This is a genomic window from Aliivibrio fischeri (assembly GCA_038993745.2).
GTDB classification, from domain to species: domain Bacteria; phylum Pseudomonadota; class Gammaproteobacteria; order Enterobacterales; family Vibrionaceae; genus Aliivibrio; species Aliivibrio fischeri_B.
In genome coordinates this window covers 267,850-286,977 of record CP160630.1, presented here as the reverse complement: position 1 = coordinate 286,977, position 19,128 = coordinate 267,850, and the positions used below count along the sequence as shown (strand labels likewise).

The 19,128-nt window shown below is 33.7% G+C and carries 14 protein-coding genes; 7 read left to right on the top strand and 7 right to left on the bottom strand.

The features are described 5' to 3' along the window. Positions 1-2 precede the first annotated feature (2 nt). A complete protein-coding gene (locus tag AAFX60_015320) occupies positions 3-1,964 on the bottom strand; it encodes a methyl-accepting chemotaxis protein (protein XDF79784.1) in 1,962 nt (653 codons plus the stop codon). Between the two features lie 31 nt (positions 1,965-1,995). Next, on the bottom strand, positions 1,996-2,121 hold the full coding sequence (locus tag AAFX60_015315) for a hypothetical protein (protein ID XDF79783.1): 126 nt from the start codon (positions 2,119-2,121) through the stop codon (positions 1,996-1,998). A gap of 365 nt (positions 2,122-2,486) precedes the next feature. Between AAFX60_015315 and AAFX60_015310 the strand changes: the two genes are divergently transcribed. Next, positions 2,487-4,193: a GGDEF domain-containing protein gene (locus AAFX60_015310; GenBank protein ID XDF79782.1), complete on the top strand. Its 1,707-nt coding sequence runs from the start codon at positions 2,487-2,489 to the stop codon at positions 4,191-4,193. 21 nt (positions 4,194-4,214) lie between these two features. Here AAFX60_015310 and AAFX60_015305 read toward each other — a convergent pair whose 3' ends face one another. Next, on the bottom strand, positions 4,215-5,303 hold the full coding sequence (locus AAFX60_015305) for a choloylglycine hydrolase family protein (protein ID XDF79781.1): 1,089 nt from the start codon (positions 5,301-5,303) through the stop codon (positions 4,215-4,217). 510 nt (positions 5,304-5,813) lie between these two features. Here AAFX60_015305 and AAFX60_015300 point away from each other — a divergent pair. Further along, positions 5,814-6,935, top strand: a complete 1,122-nt coding sequence (locus tag AAFX60_015300; protein XDF79780.1) for a winged helix-turn-helix domain-containing protein — start codon at positions 5,814-5,816, stop codon at positions 6,933-6,935. Positions 6,936-6,964: 29 nt separating this feature from the next. On the opposite strand, the gene glpD is transcribed toward AAFX60_015300, so the two are convergent. Next, the gene (gene glpD, locus AAFX60_015295; protein ID XDF79779.1) at positions 6,965-8,512 is read right to left on the bottom strand and encodes a glycerol-3-phosphate dehydrogenase; all 1,548 of its coding nucleotides are present in this window, start codon (positions 8,510-8,512) and stop codon (positions 6,965-6,967) included. A 177-nt stretch (positions 8,513-8,689) separates the two neighbouring features. After that, positions 8,690-9,457, bottom strand: a complete 768-nt coding sequence (locus AAFX60_015290; protein ID XDF79778.1) for a DeoR/GlpR family transcriptional regulator — start codon at positions 9,455-9,457, stop codon at positions 8,690-8,692. 332 nt (positions 9,458-9,789) lie between these two features. On the opposite strand from AAFX60_015290, the gene AAFX60_015285 reads away from it, so the two are divergent. The 3 genes from AAFX60_015285 (at position 9,790) to AAFX60_015275 (ending at position 13,669) form a co-directional block, all read left to right on the top strand. Then, positions 9,790-10,809, top strand: a complete 1,020-nt coding sequence (locus tag AAFX60_015285) for a cytochrome c peroxidase (protein ID XDF79777.1) — start codon at positions 9,790-9,792, stop codon at positions 10,807-10,809. Then, positions 10,806-13,076: an ATP-binding protein gene (locus AAFX60_015280; GenBank protein ID XDF79776.1), complete on the top strand. Its 2,271-nt coding sequence runs from the start codon at positions 10,806-10,808 to the stop codon at positions 13,074-13,076. Before AAFX60_015285 ends, AAFX60_015280 begins: the two co-directional genes overlap by 4 nt. A gap of 140 nt (positions 13,077-13,216) precedes the next feature. After that, a complete protein-coding gene (locus AAFX60_015275; protein ID XDF79775.1) occupies positions 13,217-13,669 on the top strand; it encodes an Hpt domain-containing protein in 453 nt (150 codons plus the stop codon). A 12-nt stretch (positions 13,670-13,681) separates the two neighbouring features. Here the strand turns inward: AAFX60_015275 and glpK are convergent, their stop codons facing one another. Together glpK and AAFX60_015265 are read right to left on the bottom strand one after the other, a co-directional pair. Beyond that, on the bottom strand, positions 13,682-15,196 hold the full coding sequence (glpK, locus tag AAFX60_015270) for a glycerol kinase GlpK (GenBank protein XDF79774.1): 1,515 nt from the start codon (positions 15,194-15,196) through the stop codon (positions 13,682-13,684). Between the two features lie 65 nt (positions 15,197-15,261). Next, complete coding sequence (locus AAFX60_015265) at positions 15,262-16,116, bottom strand: MIP/aquaporin family protein (GenBank protein ID XDF79773.1); 855 nt, start codon at positions 16,114-16,116, stop codon at positions 15,262-15,264. Positions 16,117-16,634: 518 nt separating this feature from the next. Between AAFX60_015265 and AAFX60_015260 the strand changes: the two genes are divergently transcribed. Further along, positions 16,635-16,790 carry a hypothetical protein gene (locus AAFX60_015260; protein XDF79772.1) on the top strand — a complete coding sequence of 52 codons (156 nt, stop codon included), beginning with the start codon at positions 16,635-16,637 and terminating at the stop codon, positions 16,788-16,790. Between the two features lie 125 nt (positions 16,791-16,915). Beyond that, positions 16,916-19,126 (top strand): ATP-binding protein, encoded by a 2,211-nt coding sequence (locus tag AAFX60_015255; protein XDF79771.1) that lies wholly within the window; start codon positions 16,916-16,918, stop codon positions 19,124-19,126. Positions 19,127-19,128: the final 2 nt, after the last annotated feature.

Below are 19,128 nucleotides of genomic sequence, written 5' to 3'. Positions count from 1 at the left end.
CTTTATACATTAAAAAATGCCAACTTAGATTTCTGCCCTTCAGATAGCTCAGATAAGTGACTACTTGCCTGAGCACTTTCTTTTATCCCTTCCACATTTTGATTAATGCTCTCACTGATAACATTCACATTTTCACTAATAGAAGATATCGCCCTATTTTGCTCATTTGCAGCAGCAGCCATTTCAGAATTAGTATGCGTAATTTCTTCTATTGCATCAGATATATCCCCTAACTTCTGATTTGTATCCTCACTCATTCTCGTTGTTTCATGAATAATTTGAATAGACTCATCAACAGATTGCACGACATCAACAGACTTCTGCTGTAAGTTATCAATTATTTCTTGAATATTTTGCGTTGATTGTTGTGTTTTCGCCGCTAACACTCGTACCTCATCAGCAACGACAGCGAACCCTCGCCCACTCTCACCAGCTCTTGCCGCTTCAATTGCAGCATTTAGTGCTAAAAGGTTTGTTTGCTCAGAGATAGATTCAATCACAGTAATCACTTCACTGATCTTATCTGTTTGAGTTTTTAGGTTAGATACTTCAGTTGAAGTTAAGTCCATCTGCTGTACAAGTGAACTGCTTAAATTTGCACTTTCGTTAGCACTTTTTGAACCTTCAACGGTTAGTGTTAAAACATGCTTAGCTCGCTCATCAGCTTGTGAAGCAGAAGCATCAACTTGCGCAGAAGAGGCTGATAGCTCTGTTACTGCTGCTGCAATTAGTTCTACCTGTGATTTTTGATCACTGGCATTAGCTTCACTCTGCACCATCACAGCGGCAAGCTCTGTTGAAGCGGATGACACCTCATCTCCAACGTTCCTTAAATCATTAATCAAACTTTTTAAGTGGGTAACGGTATCATCTGTATTTATACACAGTTGAGCAACTTCATTTGTTCCCTCTAGATTCGTTAAGTAAGTTAAATCACCGGAAGCAATCAGTTTCATTTGACTCTGTATTTCAAGAATAGGTTTAGCAATGATCCTTGCTGCTAACCAGCCGATCCCAATAGATAATGCAGCAACAGCGGTTAAAAATAGAAGCATGAACGACTTGCTTTCGTTTATTTGCTTAGTCGCATCAAGACTCAAATTATGTGTTTTATCCATGATAGCCGTTAACAAGCCAGCTAAAATTAAATCGGCTTTAGTACCAATATCTACTAATTCAGAATTATTAGTGTTAATTAAACGTCCTTGTTTCCATAAGATATCATTCACTGATGAGTAATCTTTAAAACCTTTTAATAAGATTGCTTTTGCTTTTCTATTTTTAACTTTGGCTGTTTGAGTAAATATGATATTAAAATTATCATTAAGTTCATCTCTAAAGTCAGAGCTCAAATTTAACGCATAGACCGACGACATTCTAACAACAATAATGGCTGTAGAAGCATATAGCTCTTGTCTAATTTTATTCCACTCTTGTCTTTCTAAATCATCAGCATTACTTTCTAAAATAAGGCGATTCGCTTCACTAATATAATCGGTTATCCAAGGCAAACCTCCCCATGAGGTATTCATTTCCTCATATAAATTAATATTATCGGATAAATTCCCACCATATATATCAAGCAGCCTTTTAACCTCATCCATTTTTTTTACAAAGTCATCTGATGATGAAAATTTACTTTCAGATGCTTTTACCTCATCGAAAAAGTCAGCGACCATTTTATTTACTTCTTCAAATTTGGCATATGAAAGAGGTAACTCGCTAGGAATACCTATCGAACGACTAACCGTAATTCTTAAATGTAACAATTTTTCTTGAGCTTCTGTAAGTTTAGTACTATCTGAAGAATTATGGTCCATTGATATTGAGTTATATTCTAAGCGATCATAGCTACTCATTATTACCATAGATAACACCGCTGTAAGTGATACTGCGATCACAACGGGTAATAGAACTTGATACCTAACTTTAAGATTCATAAAAATACGTTGTAAATGCTTCAAACCTTATCCTTTATTAACGTTTATTGTCTATTTAATTTGAAAAAGAATTGGCAAAAATGATTTTCACATCCAATAACATTTCAATATATGAAACTTCTTCAGGGCTTAAAAGAAAGCCGACTGATGCATCACATTTTATTTGAGTTTGTTTTTTCACACAGAGATCTTGAATACGCATATTTTTGTCAACAACCATTTCCATTTGTAATATTAAAAGTTAATTCTACATGACTAAATTGTTAGTAAGGAGTGGGACTCAACATCAAAAAAGAGGTAAATAGAAAAATATCAATAACTTAATAGGTATTAATTTAAAATATTTTAGATTAATTTATTCATAACGTTATATTCATAATCACCTTTTGGTGGATAGTAATGCTCTAGATAAATCACGGATTCTCAGATACATATATAATCAATTTATAAATGTGATCAATGTCTTGATTTGTACTATAAATATTCAAAGGCAATATAAATAAAGCGTGCTACATTAGCGACAATTTTTCTAGTAAAATAATAACGATGATTATGAATAAATACTTCATTTATCAGCCTAACTTCTTTGAAGGTTCTATTGTTTCTTACGAAGCATTAATTAGATTTAAAGACTCAACGATTCTTCCAAATGAATTCATTGAATCACTTGAAGATAAAACGTCTTTTGATAAAGAGGTTGTTTCGCATGTCGTATCAGACAAATTAACGTTAAAAAACAACGAAAACATTCATATTTCGATAAACATATTCGCAAAAAGTCTGGAATCAAATGAGTTTGTTGAACATTGCGAACAAATATTTTCTCAACATCAAGGATTTACTCTAGAACTTAACTTCAAAAACCAAGTCTATGAGTTAGAGAAAATAAAGCAAAATATGTCACGATTGAAGGCATTAGGCGTACTTTTTACTCTTGATGACTATGGAACAGAATGCAAGCACTCTGATCCATTACTAGGACTCAATTTTGATTATATAAAAATTGATCGTGCTCTTATTAGTACAATTAGTGATGACTATTTGTCATTTTGTTTTTTACGCTCTTTATATCATAAATTACATAAATTTCTCGGTTATAAAGTAGCGATAAAAGGCATTGAAAATATAAATCAGTTAAACTTAATTAACTCTTTTGGATCTGTCATATCACAAGGTTATCATTTATCGTATCCGTTAGAACTAAATGAACTTAATTCACGACATAAAGAAAAAAATAATCGTCCATTAAACAGTGATAATAAATACAATGAACCTATTGATCGTTTTATTTATAATGTAAACATTGCTAGAAATAATACTGAACTCACTGTCGCTCTTAGCAATCTAAAACGTCAAGACCCATTTAATTTACTTGGCATTGATTATAATAATTTTAATTTAAGCGCGTTAAATTTAAAGTATCAAGAATTGCTTGATGGGATTAAAAGCCCATCAATTCTTTTTACAACAAATTTAATGAAACATTGTAATTGTCTTTTCATTTTACGAGATGAACATGGGGTGGCAATCTATAATAACCAAAAACATATCGACTACCTTGGATGTAGCTTAGTCGGAATGCCAGTTGACGAAGTGTTGGCCAGATATCCTGACTATCAGACCTGCTTGCAACTTGACCAACAATTATTAAACAAAAGCTCAGATATTCTGATTTCCAATGAGACGGTAGAAGTAGGAAGTTGCACACAACACTTTCATACTTATAGACAGAAAATTAAATATTTTGATAAAACTTTCATTATGACTTTCGTCTATGAAGATGATCAAGAAGGAAATGCTGCGATAGACCCATTAACAGGCTGTTTTACAAAGATAAAGTTAAATCACATAGATACAAACCTGTATAACACCATGGCGTTTATTGATTTGGATGGTTTTAAAAGCATTAATGACGAGCTCGGACATCAGTGTGGTGATCTACAACTCAAAGAAGGTGCACGTTTAATTAATAAATACTTAAGAAAAGAAGATTTATTAATTCGTTTTGGTGGAGATGAGTTTATTTTATGCTTTGATTCAACCTCCACAACAAACATAAGTAAAAAATTAGCCGCTATACGAACGAGTTTTGAAGAACATTTTCAACAAAAAGGTCTAGATTTATCCTTCTCCTTTGGTGTTTCTTTAATAGAGCACGACGTAAAAAACGCATTAGAGCAAGCCGATAAAGCGATGTACATTAACAAGCGGAAACGCAAAAAGTCGAAGAAAAATAAGCTTCACCCGGCATGAAGCTTATTTTTATTTAGCAAATTACAATCCACTGGTCGCATCAATCACATGAAAACGCCCTGAATCGAGTGGGCGTTTCACCTCTTCTTTTTGATTAAAATCTATTTTAGTTAAATCTACTTTCTTAATCGTACTATCTCGCATTGTTTTATAAAAAAATGCACCATTAGTTTGATCAATTACCGAGGTCCACTGAGTTGCGCTAGGTAAATCAGGAATATGTTCTTTAGCACTAAACTCACTACCAATTGGAATATCAAAGTTATTCAAAATATGGAATGCTTGTGATACCGCTTGCTCTTCTGTTTTCATAACAGGTGCTGAATTCACATAAAATGCAGCTCGCACAAATCGAGATGGAGGCGTAATATCCCCAGGAAGACCTAAGAAACTTGAACCGACACCAAATGAAAAGGCATTTACCTCATTGATTTTCTGCCCTTGGCTTGAGCCTGGAGATAAATGAATATAATTATTAAGATTAGTCACTTGCCATTGGTAGTCAGGTGCATTAGTTAATACCTTCGCCGTATTCTTATGAACATTCACTTCACCATTGTTCATTATTTCAATAACGATATTGTTCCCTTGTTTATCAGCAACTCGCCAGTGTGCCGTCGGTGATGGAATACCTTTCGCGTCAATATACACTGGAACAATTTTAATTTTATTAATCGCTTGCTCTACTTCAGCTACCGTTTTAAATTGCGATAACATCCAACGGTTAAAATCCATATCTGTAATGGTTCTTGTCGTATCACTTGGGTCATACTTCTCTAGCGAGCCGTAATTCTTAAAATAAAACAGTCCAGCGGTTAATCCTTCTTCGTTAACGCCATCTGCAATAAATCGGTCATCACTGACTGAAATACCAACAAATCCATATTTAGAATTCCAGTTTAATCCTTTTTTTTGATCTGGCATCGTTGAGACGTAAGCGTGGTTACGCGGAGATATAATAAGCTTACTATTAAGATCATTTTGTCCCCACTCAATCGTCCTCGCTTGAATATAATCATGCTCAGTTGTTGAAAGAGAAATACCAGTACAAGCACTGGTTGAATAGGCAACACAAGAAGCAACAAGCATAGAGAGAATTTTTATTTTCATTTTGAGATCTCACTGTTAATGGTTGCTTGATATTACTCCTATCAAATAAGTTTCCAAGTATTTCTTCGCTAGTATGTAAATTTACCTTTTAGAAGTAGCCATCTTTGACTAATTTGGTCACGGACAAACCATTACCACTTTTATCTTTTAACCGTTTTTCCATCCATTTAAAATCACTTAACTCGACGATAAAAGTACAATGAACAAAACATGAGGTAACTAAATTATTTTCACAAAGGTCCATAAATGATTGCATTGAATTACATATAAGAGTGATTCTTTCCATATAAATATCCTTATAAAATATATCGATTAAATAAGTAACAGAATTCCATCCTCTCATAACTGCGACATCGTTAGAAATAAAAAAATGAAAAAAAATAAAAACCAATAAAGTACTTAAATAGAATTCTATATAATCAAATTAATCTAAAGATAATCCCTAATAATCATAGACATTTTAAATATCATATTTGAGAATCATAGGTCATTTAGAATATAGGGATTACAATGTCTAATAAAATTAAATTTCATAATTTCACATTACTGATAAATGAAAAAAAGATCATCACAAAAAGTAATAAGGAAATAAAGTTAAACTCAGTAGAACGAAATATTCTATCTTTACTGATACAAAATCCTACCGTTATCTTTAGTAAAGAAGAGATTCGTAACCATTCATGGTGTAAAGAAATTAAATGTCATTCATCAGTCGTTCCGCAAGCTATCTCCTTGCTGCGTAAGAAGTTAAGCATGCATGGCTTAGAACCAATCGAAACAGTAAAAGGTAAAGGGTACAAAGCTGCACATCTCGTTCAAGAGCAAGGTATGGGAATGTACTCTGCTTTGGTTTTGTTTTTAAGCATGATATCTATACTAATATTAGAATACCCAGTTTCTAATTTAGGAAATGAAAAACTGACATCGTTCAAATTCAAAAAAATAAATAATAATATAGTAACTACATCTGCATCAAATAAATTCGATACTAGCAATCTGAAATTAGAAGATGATGTTAAATATTTTATAAATAATCAAAATAATTTCATCTCAATTTCAGCATGCAAGTTTAAAAAAAATATATGTATTAACGTTTATAATGCCATTTATTTTAAAAAAGAATCAACACCGATTAAGATGGCAGATTTAATATCTAATGTTAAATTTGATGATGATATGGATTTATTATTAGTGAAAAAAGATAAATTAACTTCGTTATCAGCAGAAATACAATTAAGATCGTTAAATAACAAAAAATATAATGGGGAGTTATTTATAAACTTTGACTTAGAAAAAACAAACAACAATGATTATTTTTCAAAAAAGGCAACTTATATCAAAGAGTCTGGCTATTCTGGAGGGTTTGGCTATGCCTCAGTCAATAAAATAACCCCAATAAAGAATAAAAATCATCATAAATATTTAATAAAAAAAATTGATGACGATAATCTGCTTTCACTACGATTTCAATTTGGTATGGTAAAGAATAGTAAAATGACTTATGCATACAACCTGCTATCAGGCCCTAGAGAAAAACAATCATATAGTTATTCATACCCTATATCTAAAAACATAAGTTATTATTTTAATGATGAAATGAACATTTCATACATTGCTTATAAGCATACATAAAAAAAGCAGCCAATCGTGGCTGCTTTCGTTTATATCACATTTTGAAGTTTTACTTTATGTCTATGGCTTAAATAACTTTCGATATATAACGCTATTTGTTTCTCTTCTTCTTCTGTCAAATATAGACCAAGTTTAGTCCTTCTCCATAGAACATCTTCTGCGTTCTTAGCAAATTCATGTTTAATTAAATAGTCAATTTCTGCTTGATAAACGCCTTGAGCAAACAACTCTCCCATATCAGATTGACACTCAATGCCCTCTAGTAAAATCCAGGTTAATGTTCCAAATTGATTAACATAACGTGTCACTGTTTCTTTAGCTAACCATTGATGTTTACAACAGATATTATCGACCAGTTGATGTCGAGGATAATCAAAATCACCACCAGGTAATGCAACATTTCTGGTCCATGGCGTCCCCATTTTAGCAAAATATGGGTTCAACATTTTCATCGCCGTTTCACCTAACTTACGATAGGTCGTTAATTTGCCACCAAAAATGGAGAGTAATGGAGCTTGATCTAACTCTTGCTCTAATTCTAACGTATAATCTCGGGTAATCGCTTGAGGTGAATCTGATTCATCATCACACAGTGGTCGTACGCCACTATAAGTCCAAACAACATCATCACGTTTTATTTGATCAACAAAGTGTTGATTAACAACATCAATAAGATAATTAACTTCTTCTTCAGAAATTTCTACTTTTCTTGGATCACCTTTATATTCAACATCGGTAGTACCAATAATTGAAAAATCTTCCATATAAGGAATAACAAACACAATACGATTATCTTTATTTTGTAAAATATACGCTTGCTCTTCATTATGAATTTTAGGCACAACAATATGTGAGCCTTTTACTAAGCGAATATTGCGAGGAGACTCGTCTTCTAAACTGTCATCAAAAAACTGTTTTACCCATGGTCCAGCAGCGTTAACCAATGCCTTAGCTTTACGTTCAAAACGAACATTCGCTTGCGCATCAAAAACCGTTACGTGCCAAATATTATCAACACGAATCGCCTTTTCTACTCGGCAATAGTTTTTAACTTCAGCCCCATTTTTTTCTGCGGCCATCGCATTTAAAATAACTAAACGAGCATCATCTACCCAACAATCCGAATATTCAAAGCCTTTTGTTATTTCACTTTTAAGTAAGCCTGAAGCAGCAAGATCAACTGAATGGCTAGCAGGAAGTGTTGTTCGTTTGCCCAAATTATCGTAAAGGAAAAGACCAGCACGGATCATCCATGCAGGGCGTAAAAATGGACGATGGGGTAAACGAAAGCGCATTGGCTTAGCTATATGTGGTGCTTTAGCTAATAGCACTTCACGTTCTGCTAACGCCTCAGAAACTAGACGGAACTCATAATGTTCTAAATATCTTAATCCTCCATGAATGAGCTTTGAACTTGCCGATGAAGTTGCAGAAGCAAAATCAGATGCTTCATATAAACCAACGGTTAAGCCCCGACCAGCGGCATCTGCAGCAATACCAGCGCCATTAATACCACCACCAACAACAATGACGTCTAAAACTGAATCGGCTATATGAGTTTTGTTTTCATTATTCATAGTCTAACCTTTACACAAAATGAGCGAACGAGCATTACTAACGATAAAAACACGATAGCTTAACTTTCGTTTAGAGTCACTTTATATTTTCGATTTCGAACATTTAGTGTGATGCAGATATAAAAAATCCCTGATCTTAATCAAGAACAGGGATCGTTTATTCGTCAGAAATGAGAGCTACTTTGAAATTACTTCATAAGGAATTTCATTATCTTTTAGAATCGTGACGATTTCTTCTGGCGGCTCTTGATCGGTGATAATCATATGCAATTCAGTAATGCTACCTAAATTAACCATAGCATTACGACCAAATTTAGTATGATCCACAGCGAGATAAACACTACGGCTGTTCTCAATAATCGCTTTCTTTACTCGCACTTCATGATAATCAAAATCCAGTAGTGATCCATCATAGTCAATACCGCTGATCCCCAGAATACCAAAGTCTAAACGGAATTGTTTAATAAAATCTAATGTTGCTTCACCTACAATTCCACCATCTCGATTACGAACTTCCCCACCGGCTAAAATCACTTTAAAGTCTGGATTTGCCATCAAAATCATAGCAACGTTGATATTATTAGTAACAACACGCAGGTCTTTATGGTTTTTTACCAATGCCTTAGCTACTGATTCAGGTGTTGTTCCAATATCTATAAACAAGGTTGCACCGTCAGGTATATGCTTTGCTAATGCCTCTGCAATGGTGTCTTTTTCATTTAATTGCATTACCTTACGCGTTGTATAGGCCGTATTAACTGAACTAAGAGGAATGGTTGCACCACCATGGTGACGACGAATTTTATTTTCATCGGCTAATTCATTTAAATCACGACGGATGGTTTGTGGACTAACTTTAAATTGTTCAACTAAATCTTCAGTACTGACGTATCCGTGTTGCTGTACTAAGTTTACGATTTCTTGATGTCTTGATAATTGCTTCACGAATTACTCCCCTAATTACGAACAATCAACAACTTAATATTTTACTCAATAAAGTGTACAAAGAAGCTCATAAAATTGGAAATAATTGCAATGAATATGCGTGATATATATCAATTAAAGTTCGAAAAAGAAAACATAGCTGATAAAAAGTCACTAACCAGAGTAAATCTTATACAAATTTATAACTAACGGAATTCAAATGTTCTTTAATACGCTTAATCGAACATTTCTTATATAGCCATGTAAAAATAGACACCTTGGTTTAGGTACTTTAAAAGAAGTGGACTTGTACTATACTTTTTACAGCGCATAGATTAAACAAGGAATAAATCGTGTCTTTATTACCATGGCGTTGGATCATACCTCTATTTCTTATCAGCCTATTAAGTCTCTATTTGTATTTTACTTTTCGAGAGCCTATTCAGCTACCAACTCATAAAGCTCATAACAACAACCAGTTATTATCGCCGGTAGTAAATACTATCTCAGAAAACTCAATAGCTGACATAGATAAAGTTAGGCTTGGATTTAACCTATTTATAGACAAGAATTTATCTTCAAATGGCAAAATCAGCTGTGACTCTTGCCACCAACTGTTATCAAATGGCGCAGAATCAATCCCTACATCTATAGGCGTTAATGGAAAAGGAATAAGAAACTCCCCTACCATATTTAATATAGACCTTAACACTCGATTTTTTTGGGACGGACGTGCTGCAAGTTTAGAAGAACAAATAGAAGGGCCTGTTCATAACCCTTTAGAAATGAATAACAACTGGGCATCAATAATTGAATACCTAGATAGTAATATTAAATACCAACTTCTCTTTGAAAAAACTTATGAGGGCACTATTTCAGATAGAACAATTAAAGATGCTCTCGTTCATTTTATGAGGGCACTAAGAACCCCTAATGCTCCATTCGATCTCTATTTAAAAGGAGATAATAAGGCAATATCAAAAGTTGCAATCAATGGATGGAACAAATTTCAAAGTTTAGGATGTGTATATTGCCATCAAGGGCAGAATATCGGTGGTAACCTTTTTCAAAAACTAGGCAACTTAACTGAACTAGAGAACAGTTTTGGAGATAACTCTGATCTTGGTCGATTTAATGTTACTGGTGACATTAACGATCGCCATGTATTTAGAGTTCCGAGTCTTCGTAACGTCGCAATCACAGCTCCTTACTTTCATCACGGAAAAGTACAAACACTTGAGGAAGCAATTACCATAATGGCAAAAGTTCAGCTAGGCCAAGAGCTATCGCCAATGACGATTGTAGAAATAAGTGCCTTTTTAAATACACTCACAGCTCCAAGACCAACTATTTTAGAGGAGCTAGTGCAATGAAAAATCAATTATTACGCTATAGCCTTATCACTATAATTACATGTACATTAGTTATCATTTCTCTCATTATCACAAGAAACCATCTTGTAGAGCAATATCAGCGAGCCTATCTAACGCTATCGCATAATATAATTCAATCACGTGAAAATATTTATCATTTTAATCACCAAGATAATAAAACATACGATGAGTACGCTTCACTACTGGTTGATAGTGAGCTACAAGCTTCATTTTTGTATAACCGTTTAAAAGACAGTCGTACTTCTTCTTGGTTAGAGTTTTTTCTAATTAGTGATAACCAAGCTATACTTGTTTCTCAAAATACTTATTCCAATATCGTTGCGATTGTCACCGATCTTGAATCTTTACTTAGGCTAAAAGTATCCAAAGAATACACAACCCACACTATTTTTTTATTAGAAAAACAATTAATAAATAACATAAAAAATGTTGAGGATAAGTACTTAATATCTCAATTAACCTTACATGGCACTTTACCTAAAGAAAAAACTTTATCTGACACTACGCTCAATGATTCTGATTTCACTAGCTTATCCAACTACATAAAACTGCGTGAACGTATTGAGTCAGAACAAAAAGAAAAAGAACAAAGTATCTTTAACAATACAGTTAAGCAAACACTTACAAAGCAAAATGCTTATTGGATAACTCAATCTGAAGCGATAAAAACTCAATTATTTATAACAACCTTATTTTTACTTTGTTGTATAGCACTTTATTTTTATATTCGCCTTAGAGATAAACTTATACAAACATTAACTATAAAAAGAGAATTAATCCGCTCTGAAAAAGAAAAAACAAAATTAGCGCTCGTTGCCGAGCATGCTCACGACGCAATATTTATTTTGGACAAACAAAGCAAGTTAACTTGGATAAACCAAAGTTATTCTGTCTTATCTGGCAATACATTAGAAGATATTAAAGGTAAAGATCTTCCCTCCGTTCTGCAGTTAGATAAAATACAACATGCAAATATTTTTACTTTGCTTCAATCCTTAAAAGCAGGAACATCCGTTTCTTTTGAATTAACAAATAATCATAAAGATGGAACCTTGTATTGGATAGATGTATCTGTAACTCCAATATTTAAACCTAACGGCAATATCATGCACTATGTTGTTGTTGAAAGAGACATCACTAAGAAAAAAGAACTAGAAGATAAACTGATAAAAGCGGCAGATAAAGCTGATGTTTCAAACAAAGCTAAATCTACGTTTTTAGCCACTATGAGCCATGAATTAAGGACACCTCTTAACGGTATATTAGGTATGGCTCAAATTATTGAAAGCAATATAAAAGATGAAGAACAGCATAAACAAATAAAAGTACTACTAGAATCAGGTGATCATTTACTCTCTTTGCTCAATGATATATTGGACTTTTCAAAAATAGAACAAAATAAACTAGAGCTTAATCATGCTTCTTTTTACTTTAATGATGTTATCGATCCTATCGCTAATACCTATCTATCAATTTGTGAAGATAAAGGGCTTCAATTCATTATTGATAATAACATTAACGAGAAAACAATTTTCATTGGTGATAAACCTCGCATACGACAAATTATTTTTAATTTAATCAGCAACGCAGTTAAATTTACTCATAAAGGAAGCATTACTCTTAATTTTAGCCATACTCTAACAGCTAAAGGGGAACAAGCTGTCCAAATAAAGGTTCAGGATACAGGTATAGGCATACGCAAAAAACGTCTAAAACACATATTTGAGCCATTTATTCAAGCTGAAACTAGCACCACTCGCCAGTATGGTGGAACAGGATTAGGTCTTGCCATTGTGAAACAATTAACCGATACAATGAAAGGATATATTTCAGTTAATAGCTCTGAAGGTAAAGGGACTTGTTTTACCTTAGTTCTCCCTCTTGAAATCACCAAATCAAAACAATTAATAGATAGCGATGCCCTACCATCAGATAAAAATAAACCAACAGAACCTACTTCAATAACAAATTTATCCATATTAATCGCTGAGGATAATAAAATTAATGCATTAGTGGCTCAGATGTTTTGTCAACGACTTGGGCACAAAGCAATCATTGCAGAAAATGGAAAAGTTGCCATCGAAAAATTAAAAGAAACGCATTTCGATTTAATTATTATGGATAACCATATGCCTGTAATGGACGGTATCTTAGCTACAAAAGCAATTAGAGAAGAATTAAAACTCTCAACGGTTATTTTGCTTGCACAGCAGACGTCTTTCAAGAAGCACATGATAACTTTTTAAAGGCTGGTGCGAACTATGTCTTAACTAAACCATTACAAGAAAATGGTTTCATTGATGCAATTAAACAACATCAAGATGCGATAATCCAACAAAAAAGAACGTCATGTCCTACTCAAGAAAAAAATAGCAATATCATAGAATTGAAACGCCCTTCTAAATATCAACTTTCAGATGATGCACTAACTGAAGCGGAAATAAAACTGACTTCAATACAAGATATTTGTGGTACTGATAGCGAAGTTATTTGTGTATTTTTACAATCATTTATCGATACATCAGAAGAAAACATCACAGAAATCATCACTGCGTTTGAAAGGAAGGATATAAAATCAATTCGATTTAATGCTCACTCAATAAAAGGTATGGCTTCTAATTTCAATGCCCCACGCTTAATCAAAATAGCAACGTCAATTGAGCTACATGCAAAAGAACAAACCATGCCTATGCTAGAGGATGTTCAGCAATTAATTAATTTACTTGAAGTTAATATTCAGCAGGCATCTCGATTATTAGAGAAATATGAAACACAACAAATTTCGTCACAAAAGGGAATCCATAAAAAGGAGCACATTATGTGCTCCTTCATTAATTAAATAAAATTCTAACTACTCTTCATCATGTAGCTCAGCCCATGCTTGCGCACATTTTACTGCGCGTTTCCAACCACGATAACGCTGATTACGTTTATCCTCATCATGATGTGGTTCAAACGAACGATCAATAACGGCCTTATCTGCTAGCTCATCTAAGCCATTCCAGAAACCGACCGCTAGACCAGCAAGGTATGCCGCACCAAGAGCCGTTACTTCAGTCACTTTTGGACGATGAACCGCAACATCTAAAACATCCGATTGGAATTGCATTAAGAAATTATTCGCTACCGCACCACCATCAACACGAAGTGCAGATAATTTAATGCCAGAATCCGCTTGCATCGCATCAATTACATCACGAGTTTGATAAGCAATACTTTCTAATGTTGCGCGAATGATATGGTTAGAGCCACAACCACGAGTTAAACCCACAATCGTACCGCGAGCATAAGCATCCCAATATGGCGCGCCAAGACCAGTAAAAGCAGGAACAACATATACGCCATTAGAGGTGTCTACTTTGGTCGCAAAGTACTCTGAATCTTTAGCATCCGCCAATAATTTCATCTCATCTCGTAACCATTGGATAGAAGCCCCGCCCATAAACACTGCACCTTCAAGAGCATAAGATGCTTCACCTCTAGGGCCACAAGCTAATGTAGTTAGTAGGCCATTACGAGAGGTTACTTTTTCTTTTCCTGTATTCATTAACAAGAAACAGCCTGTCCCATAAGTATTTTTTGCTTGGCCTTGTTCAACACACATTTGCCCATAAAGTGCAGCTTGCTGATCACCTGCAATGCCTGCAATAGGAATACGTGTTCCACCTTTACCACCTATGTTTGTTTCACCATATACTTCTGATGATGATTTCACTTCAGGCATCATTGAAAGTGGAATATCTAATTCTTTTAGCAGTTTTTCATCCCATTGAAGGGTATTAATATTAAACACCATAGTACGTGACGCATTAGTATAATCTGTCACGTGAACACGTCCTTGTGTCATTTTCCACACAAGCCAAGTATCTACGGTACCAAACAATAATTTACCTGCTTCAGCATCTTCTCGTGCACCTTCTACGTTATCTAAAATCCACTTAATTTTGGTTCCAGAGAAGTATGGGTCGACAACTAAACCAGTATTTTCACGAATGTATTCTTCTAATCCTGCTTCTTTTAATTTTTCACAAGTATCAGCAGTTCGACGACACTGCCAAACAATGGCGTTATATACAGGCTTACCCGTCTCTTTATTCCAGACAATCGTTGTTTCACGCTGATTGGTAATACCGATACCTGCGATTTGATCACTTCGGATCCCCGCTTTTGCTAACGTTTCAACAAGTGTAGAGCTTTGTGTTGCGTAGATTTCTAGTGGATCATGCTCAACCCATCCAGCTTCTGGATAAATCTGAGTAAATTCACGCTGAGAAACACTGACAATATTGGCATCGTGGTCAAGAATGACAGCACGAGAACTCGTAGTACCCTGGTCAAGTGCAACAATGTATTTTTGCTCAGTCATGATGAGTTTCCTTTATTATATTTAATTGTAGGGTGTTATTTGTTAGATATTACTTATTCTAATAATTATGCTTCAGCAGTTTTATTATCTTCATCTTTATCACATTGATTCGGAATCGTACAACCTTGCCCTGCCGTAGGTAGATAAGCTCCAATCATTTTTGGGTATGCCCAACCACCAAAACATGCACCAGCAATAGGAGCTAAGATTGGAATAATAAAGTACGGAATTTCTTTCGCCCCAGTTAAGGCATAATCCCATCCAGCTAGATATGCAAATAATTTTGGTCCGAAATCACGAGCAGGGTTCATTGCAAAACCAGTTAGCGGCCCAAGCGAACCACCAATAACAGCGATTAAAATACCAATAAGTAATGGGTTCATTGGTCCACGAGAAGCACCATTATGCTCATCTCCTAGTGCCAAAATTCCAAACATAAGCACAGCAGTAATTACAAATTCAACAGCAAAAGCACCAAGTATCGACAAAGAGGGATGAGGATAAGTTGAGAAGATACCTGCAGTAGATAATGCGGCTTCACTGCTTCTTAGGAAACCATTTGCGATTTCATAATCTGCAAATAAATTACTGTATAATGAATAAACTAATGCAGCCGAACAAAAAGCGCCAAGCATTTGTGAAATGATATATGGAATAACTTTTGCCTTATCAAAGCCATGAAAAGCCGCAAGCGCAATCGTAACTGCTGGATTGATATGTGCACCAGACACTCCCGCAGTACAATAGATAGCAATGGCAACGCCAAAGCCCCATATAATACTTACTTCCCATTGACCAAATTCAGCTCCTGTTAGCACTAAAGCAGCAACACAGCCCACACCAAAAAAGATCAGTAACCCTGTTCCAATGAACTCTGCAAGGCATTCACCAAACAGGGTATGTTGTTTATTTTGTCTCATGATTGATTCCTTTATGCGTTTTATTCGTTATATGTAGGTACAGCATTCACGTTAAGCACCAAGAAATGTACTCTCATTCTTAATATTTAAAATATCAACACAACCAAAATGAGCGTTCGAGCACAGAAAGTACGTGTCAGAATTCTAAAAAGAAGATCTAAAGCATAAAACAAGCAAACGAGCAGGTCTGACCATGAGTCATCTCTTACTTACTCCATATAATCCATAAAGAAACGAGCGTGGTACATTCGTTATCGAAAGATAATAGCCAAGCATAATGCGCTTTAGGCAGAAATTTAAAAGGCCGAGTTAAATATGCTATCAATACAAATCTAAATAGCTATTAGTATGGCGAACTGAAATCCATCATTTTTTGAGCCATAGTTATGAACATATTAATAGTAAGTAATTACTTTCTTATCAAAGATGTAGCAAATAAAGTACTGAGTGAACTAAATGATGTACATGATACGAAGACAATGACAGTCACAAATTTTCACAAACTCACAGAAAAAGACATGCATAAGATACCTGTACCTGATCTTGTTGTTTACGATTTAGACAGTGAGAAATACACAATTGAAGATAAAATGGAACTTTTAAGTGAGAAATCATTTAATCCTTTCACTGCTGCTCAAAATGTCATTTTAATGGGTTCGTTTGAAAACTATTAGAAATGAAACAATATAATTTTCCCAAGCAAACTATATTAGAAAAGCCTTTTTCAATAAAAACGTTAAAAAATACCGTAAAGAAAAATATTACCCTATACCATAATTAAGAAAAGAAAGGACAACTAATGCTTTTGAAAAACAAATTCTTTGTTGCTCTTGCTGGTACCATTATTGCCTATTCCGTCTTCATTTCGTTTACGTCGTATAAGATAATCACTTCAAATCAAGAAGAAATAAAAACAATTGCTACAAATGCGGAAAATAAGTACTTACATCAAAGTGCTTTGCATTATTCATTTGATGTAAGTAATTCATTAAACCGCAAAATGATTGAGATTAAAAACATCTCCAAAAGATATGTTGAATTAATCAAAAACATTCGCTCGATTAAATCAAGAGATATCTTAGACACTGCTGTACAAGAGCTAAAAAAGTATTCTACTAATGTAACCATCAGTGATGTAAAGATCAGATACACTACCGATGAAACACACGTTACTCAGCAGTATAAAATTAATGAAAGTACATATTTAATTTTTCAAACAGACGTAACCGAACTGCTCAATAAATTAAAGAATAAAGACTATTACTCTGACTTCGTTACAATAATAATAGATAAAAACATGAATGTCGTAACAGACAATTCAGATAGCAAACAATACTTATCTATTTATAAACAAAAACTTAAGGACATTACAAAGCTAGACGAAATTTCTTATGACTTAATGATAGCGATGAGAAAAATTGAAAGAAAAGAGAGATGGGATTCTGAAATAAAAATCAACGGAGAAGACCATATTATTGCAATTCAACCCGTAAAAGACCTTCCATGGAGCATCGTTACTCTTATAAAGAAAAAGCTATCGGCCAATTACGATCAGGACCTAACGAATAAAATTGATAATAACTACATTCTTTTTAGTAATAAATTATTTAACACAATAATATTTATTACCCTATTCACTCTTATAACATCAATTTTAATCACTTATTATGTAAAAGGTCCATTAATTCTGTTTAGTGAATGGATCAAAGAAATTCAAAGAGGTAATTATGAATACAATAATCCTTTACTATATAGAAAAGACGAATTAGGAACATTAGCGAGAAATGTCTCTTTGATGGCCCAAGATATCTCGATTTTAGTCAATAACTTAGAAAGTAAGATAACTGAAAGAACGAAACTTCTTCAACAATCCAAAGAGCAAGCAGAAAAAGCTAATATCAATAAATCAAAATTTATAGCTAATATATCACATGAATTAAGAACGCCTTTAAATGCGATATTAGGTCTAAGTTTATATCTTATAGAAAAAGAAGAAAACAGTGAGAAAAAGAAAACATTAGAAACATTAAATAAAGCGGGTCAAGGCTTATTAGAGATGGTTAATGACATTCTCGATTTAAGTAAAATTGAAGCCGACAAAATCATTGCTCACAATAAACCAAACTCTATCGATCATATCATTTCAGACATTATTGATATTACGCAATTTCAATCAAAGTCAAAGAATATTCAAATTCAATACAAAAAAACGGAATTTCACCATTTAAATATAGATAAAAAATATATAAATAAGATAATAATGAATATCTTAAGTAATGCCATCAAGTTTACAGAAGACGGTGGAAAAATAGATATTGATGTAAAATATGAAAATTCCACGACAACAACAACCGACCTTATCATGGTATTTACAGATAATGGCCGAGGAATTGAAGAAAAAGATTTAGAACGTATATTTAATCCATTTGAACAACTCTATGATAAAGACAGAGAATATGGAACAGGCCTTGGTTTGTTTATTACCAAGAAAATCATAGAAGATATGAACGGTAATATCTCAATTAAAAGTAAAGTTGGAATAGGAACGTCTATTTGTATTAAATTAAAGGATGTTGAGATCATTAAATCTAAATTAATAGACCAATATCATACAATGCGGAGAAATGTTACTAAATTTAAAGATTCAAAAACCATCGCAATTATTGATGATATAGAATTCAACAGGGAAGTTTTAAAGAAAAAGGTCGAAGATTACGGGTTTGAAATTATCGAAGCTATCAACGGACAAGATATGCTAAATAAACTTGAGTCAGTAATTAAGTTACCAGATATTATTTTTACAGATATAAAAATGCCAATAATGGATGGAATTGAATTAACAAAACGTATCAAATCATCAGATAACACCAAACATATTCCAGTTATAGCAATTACAGCCCATGGTATGGTACATGAAGAGCTTGAAATTAAAAAACATTGTGATGGATACCTTGCAAAACCAATAGAAAATAAAGAGTTAGACTCAATAATAACCACTATTTTTAAATAGGC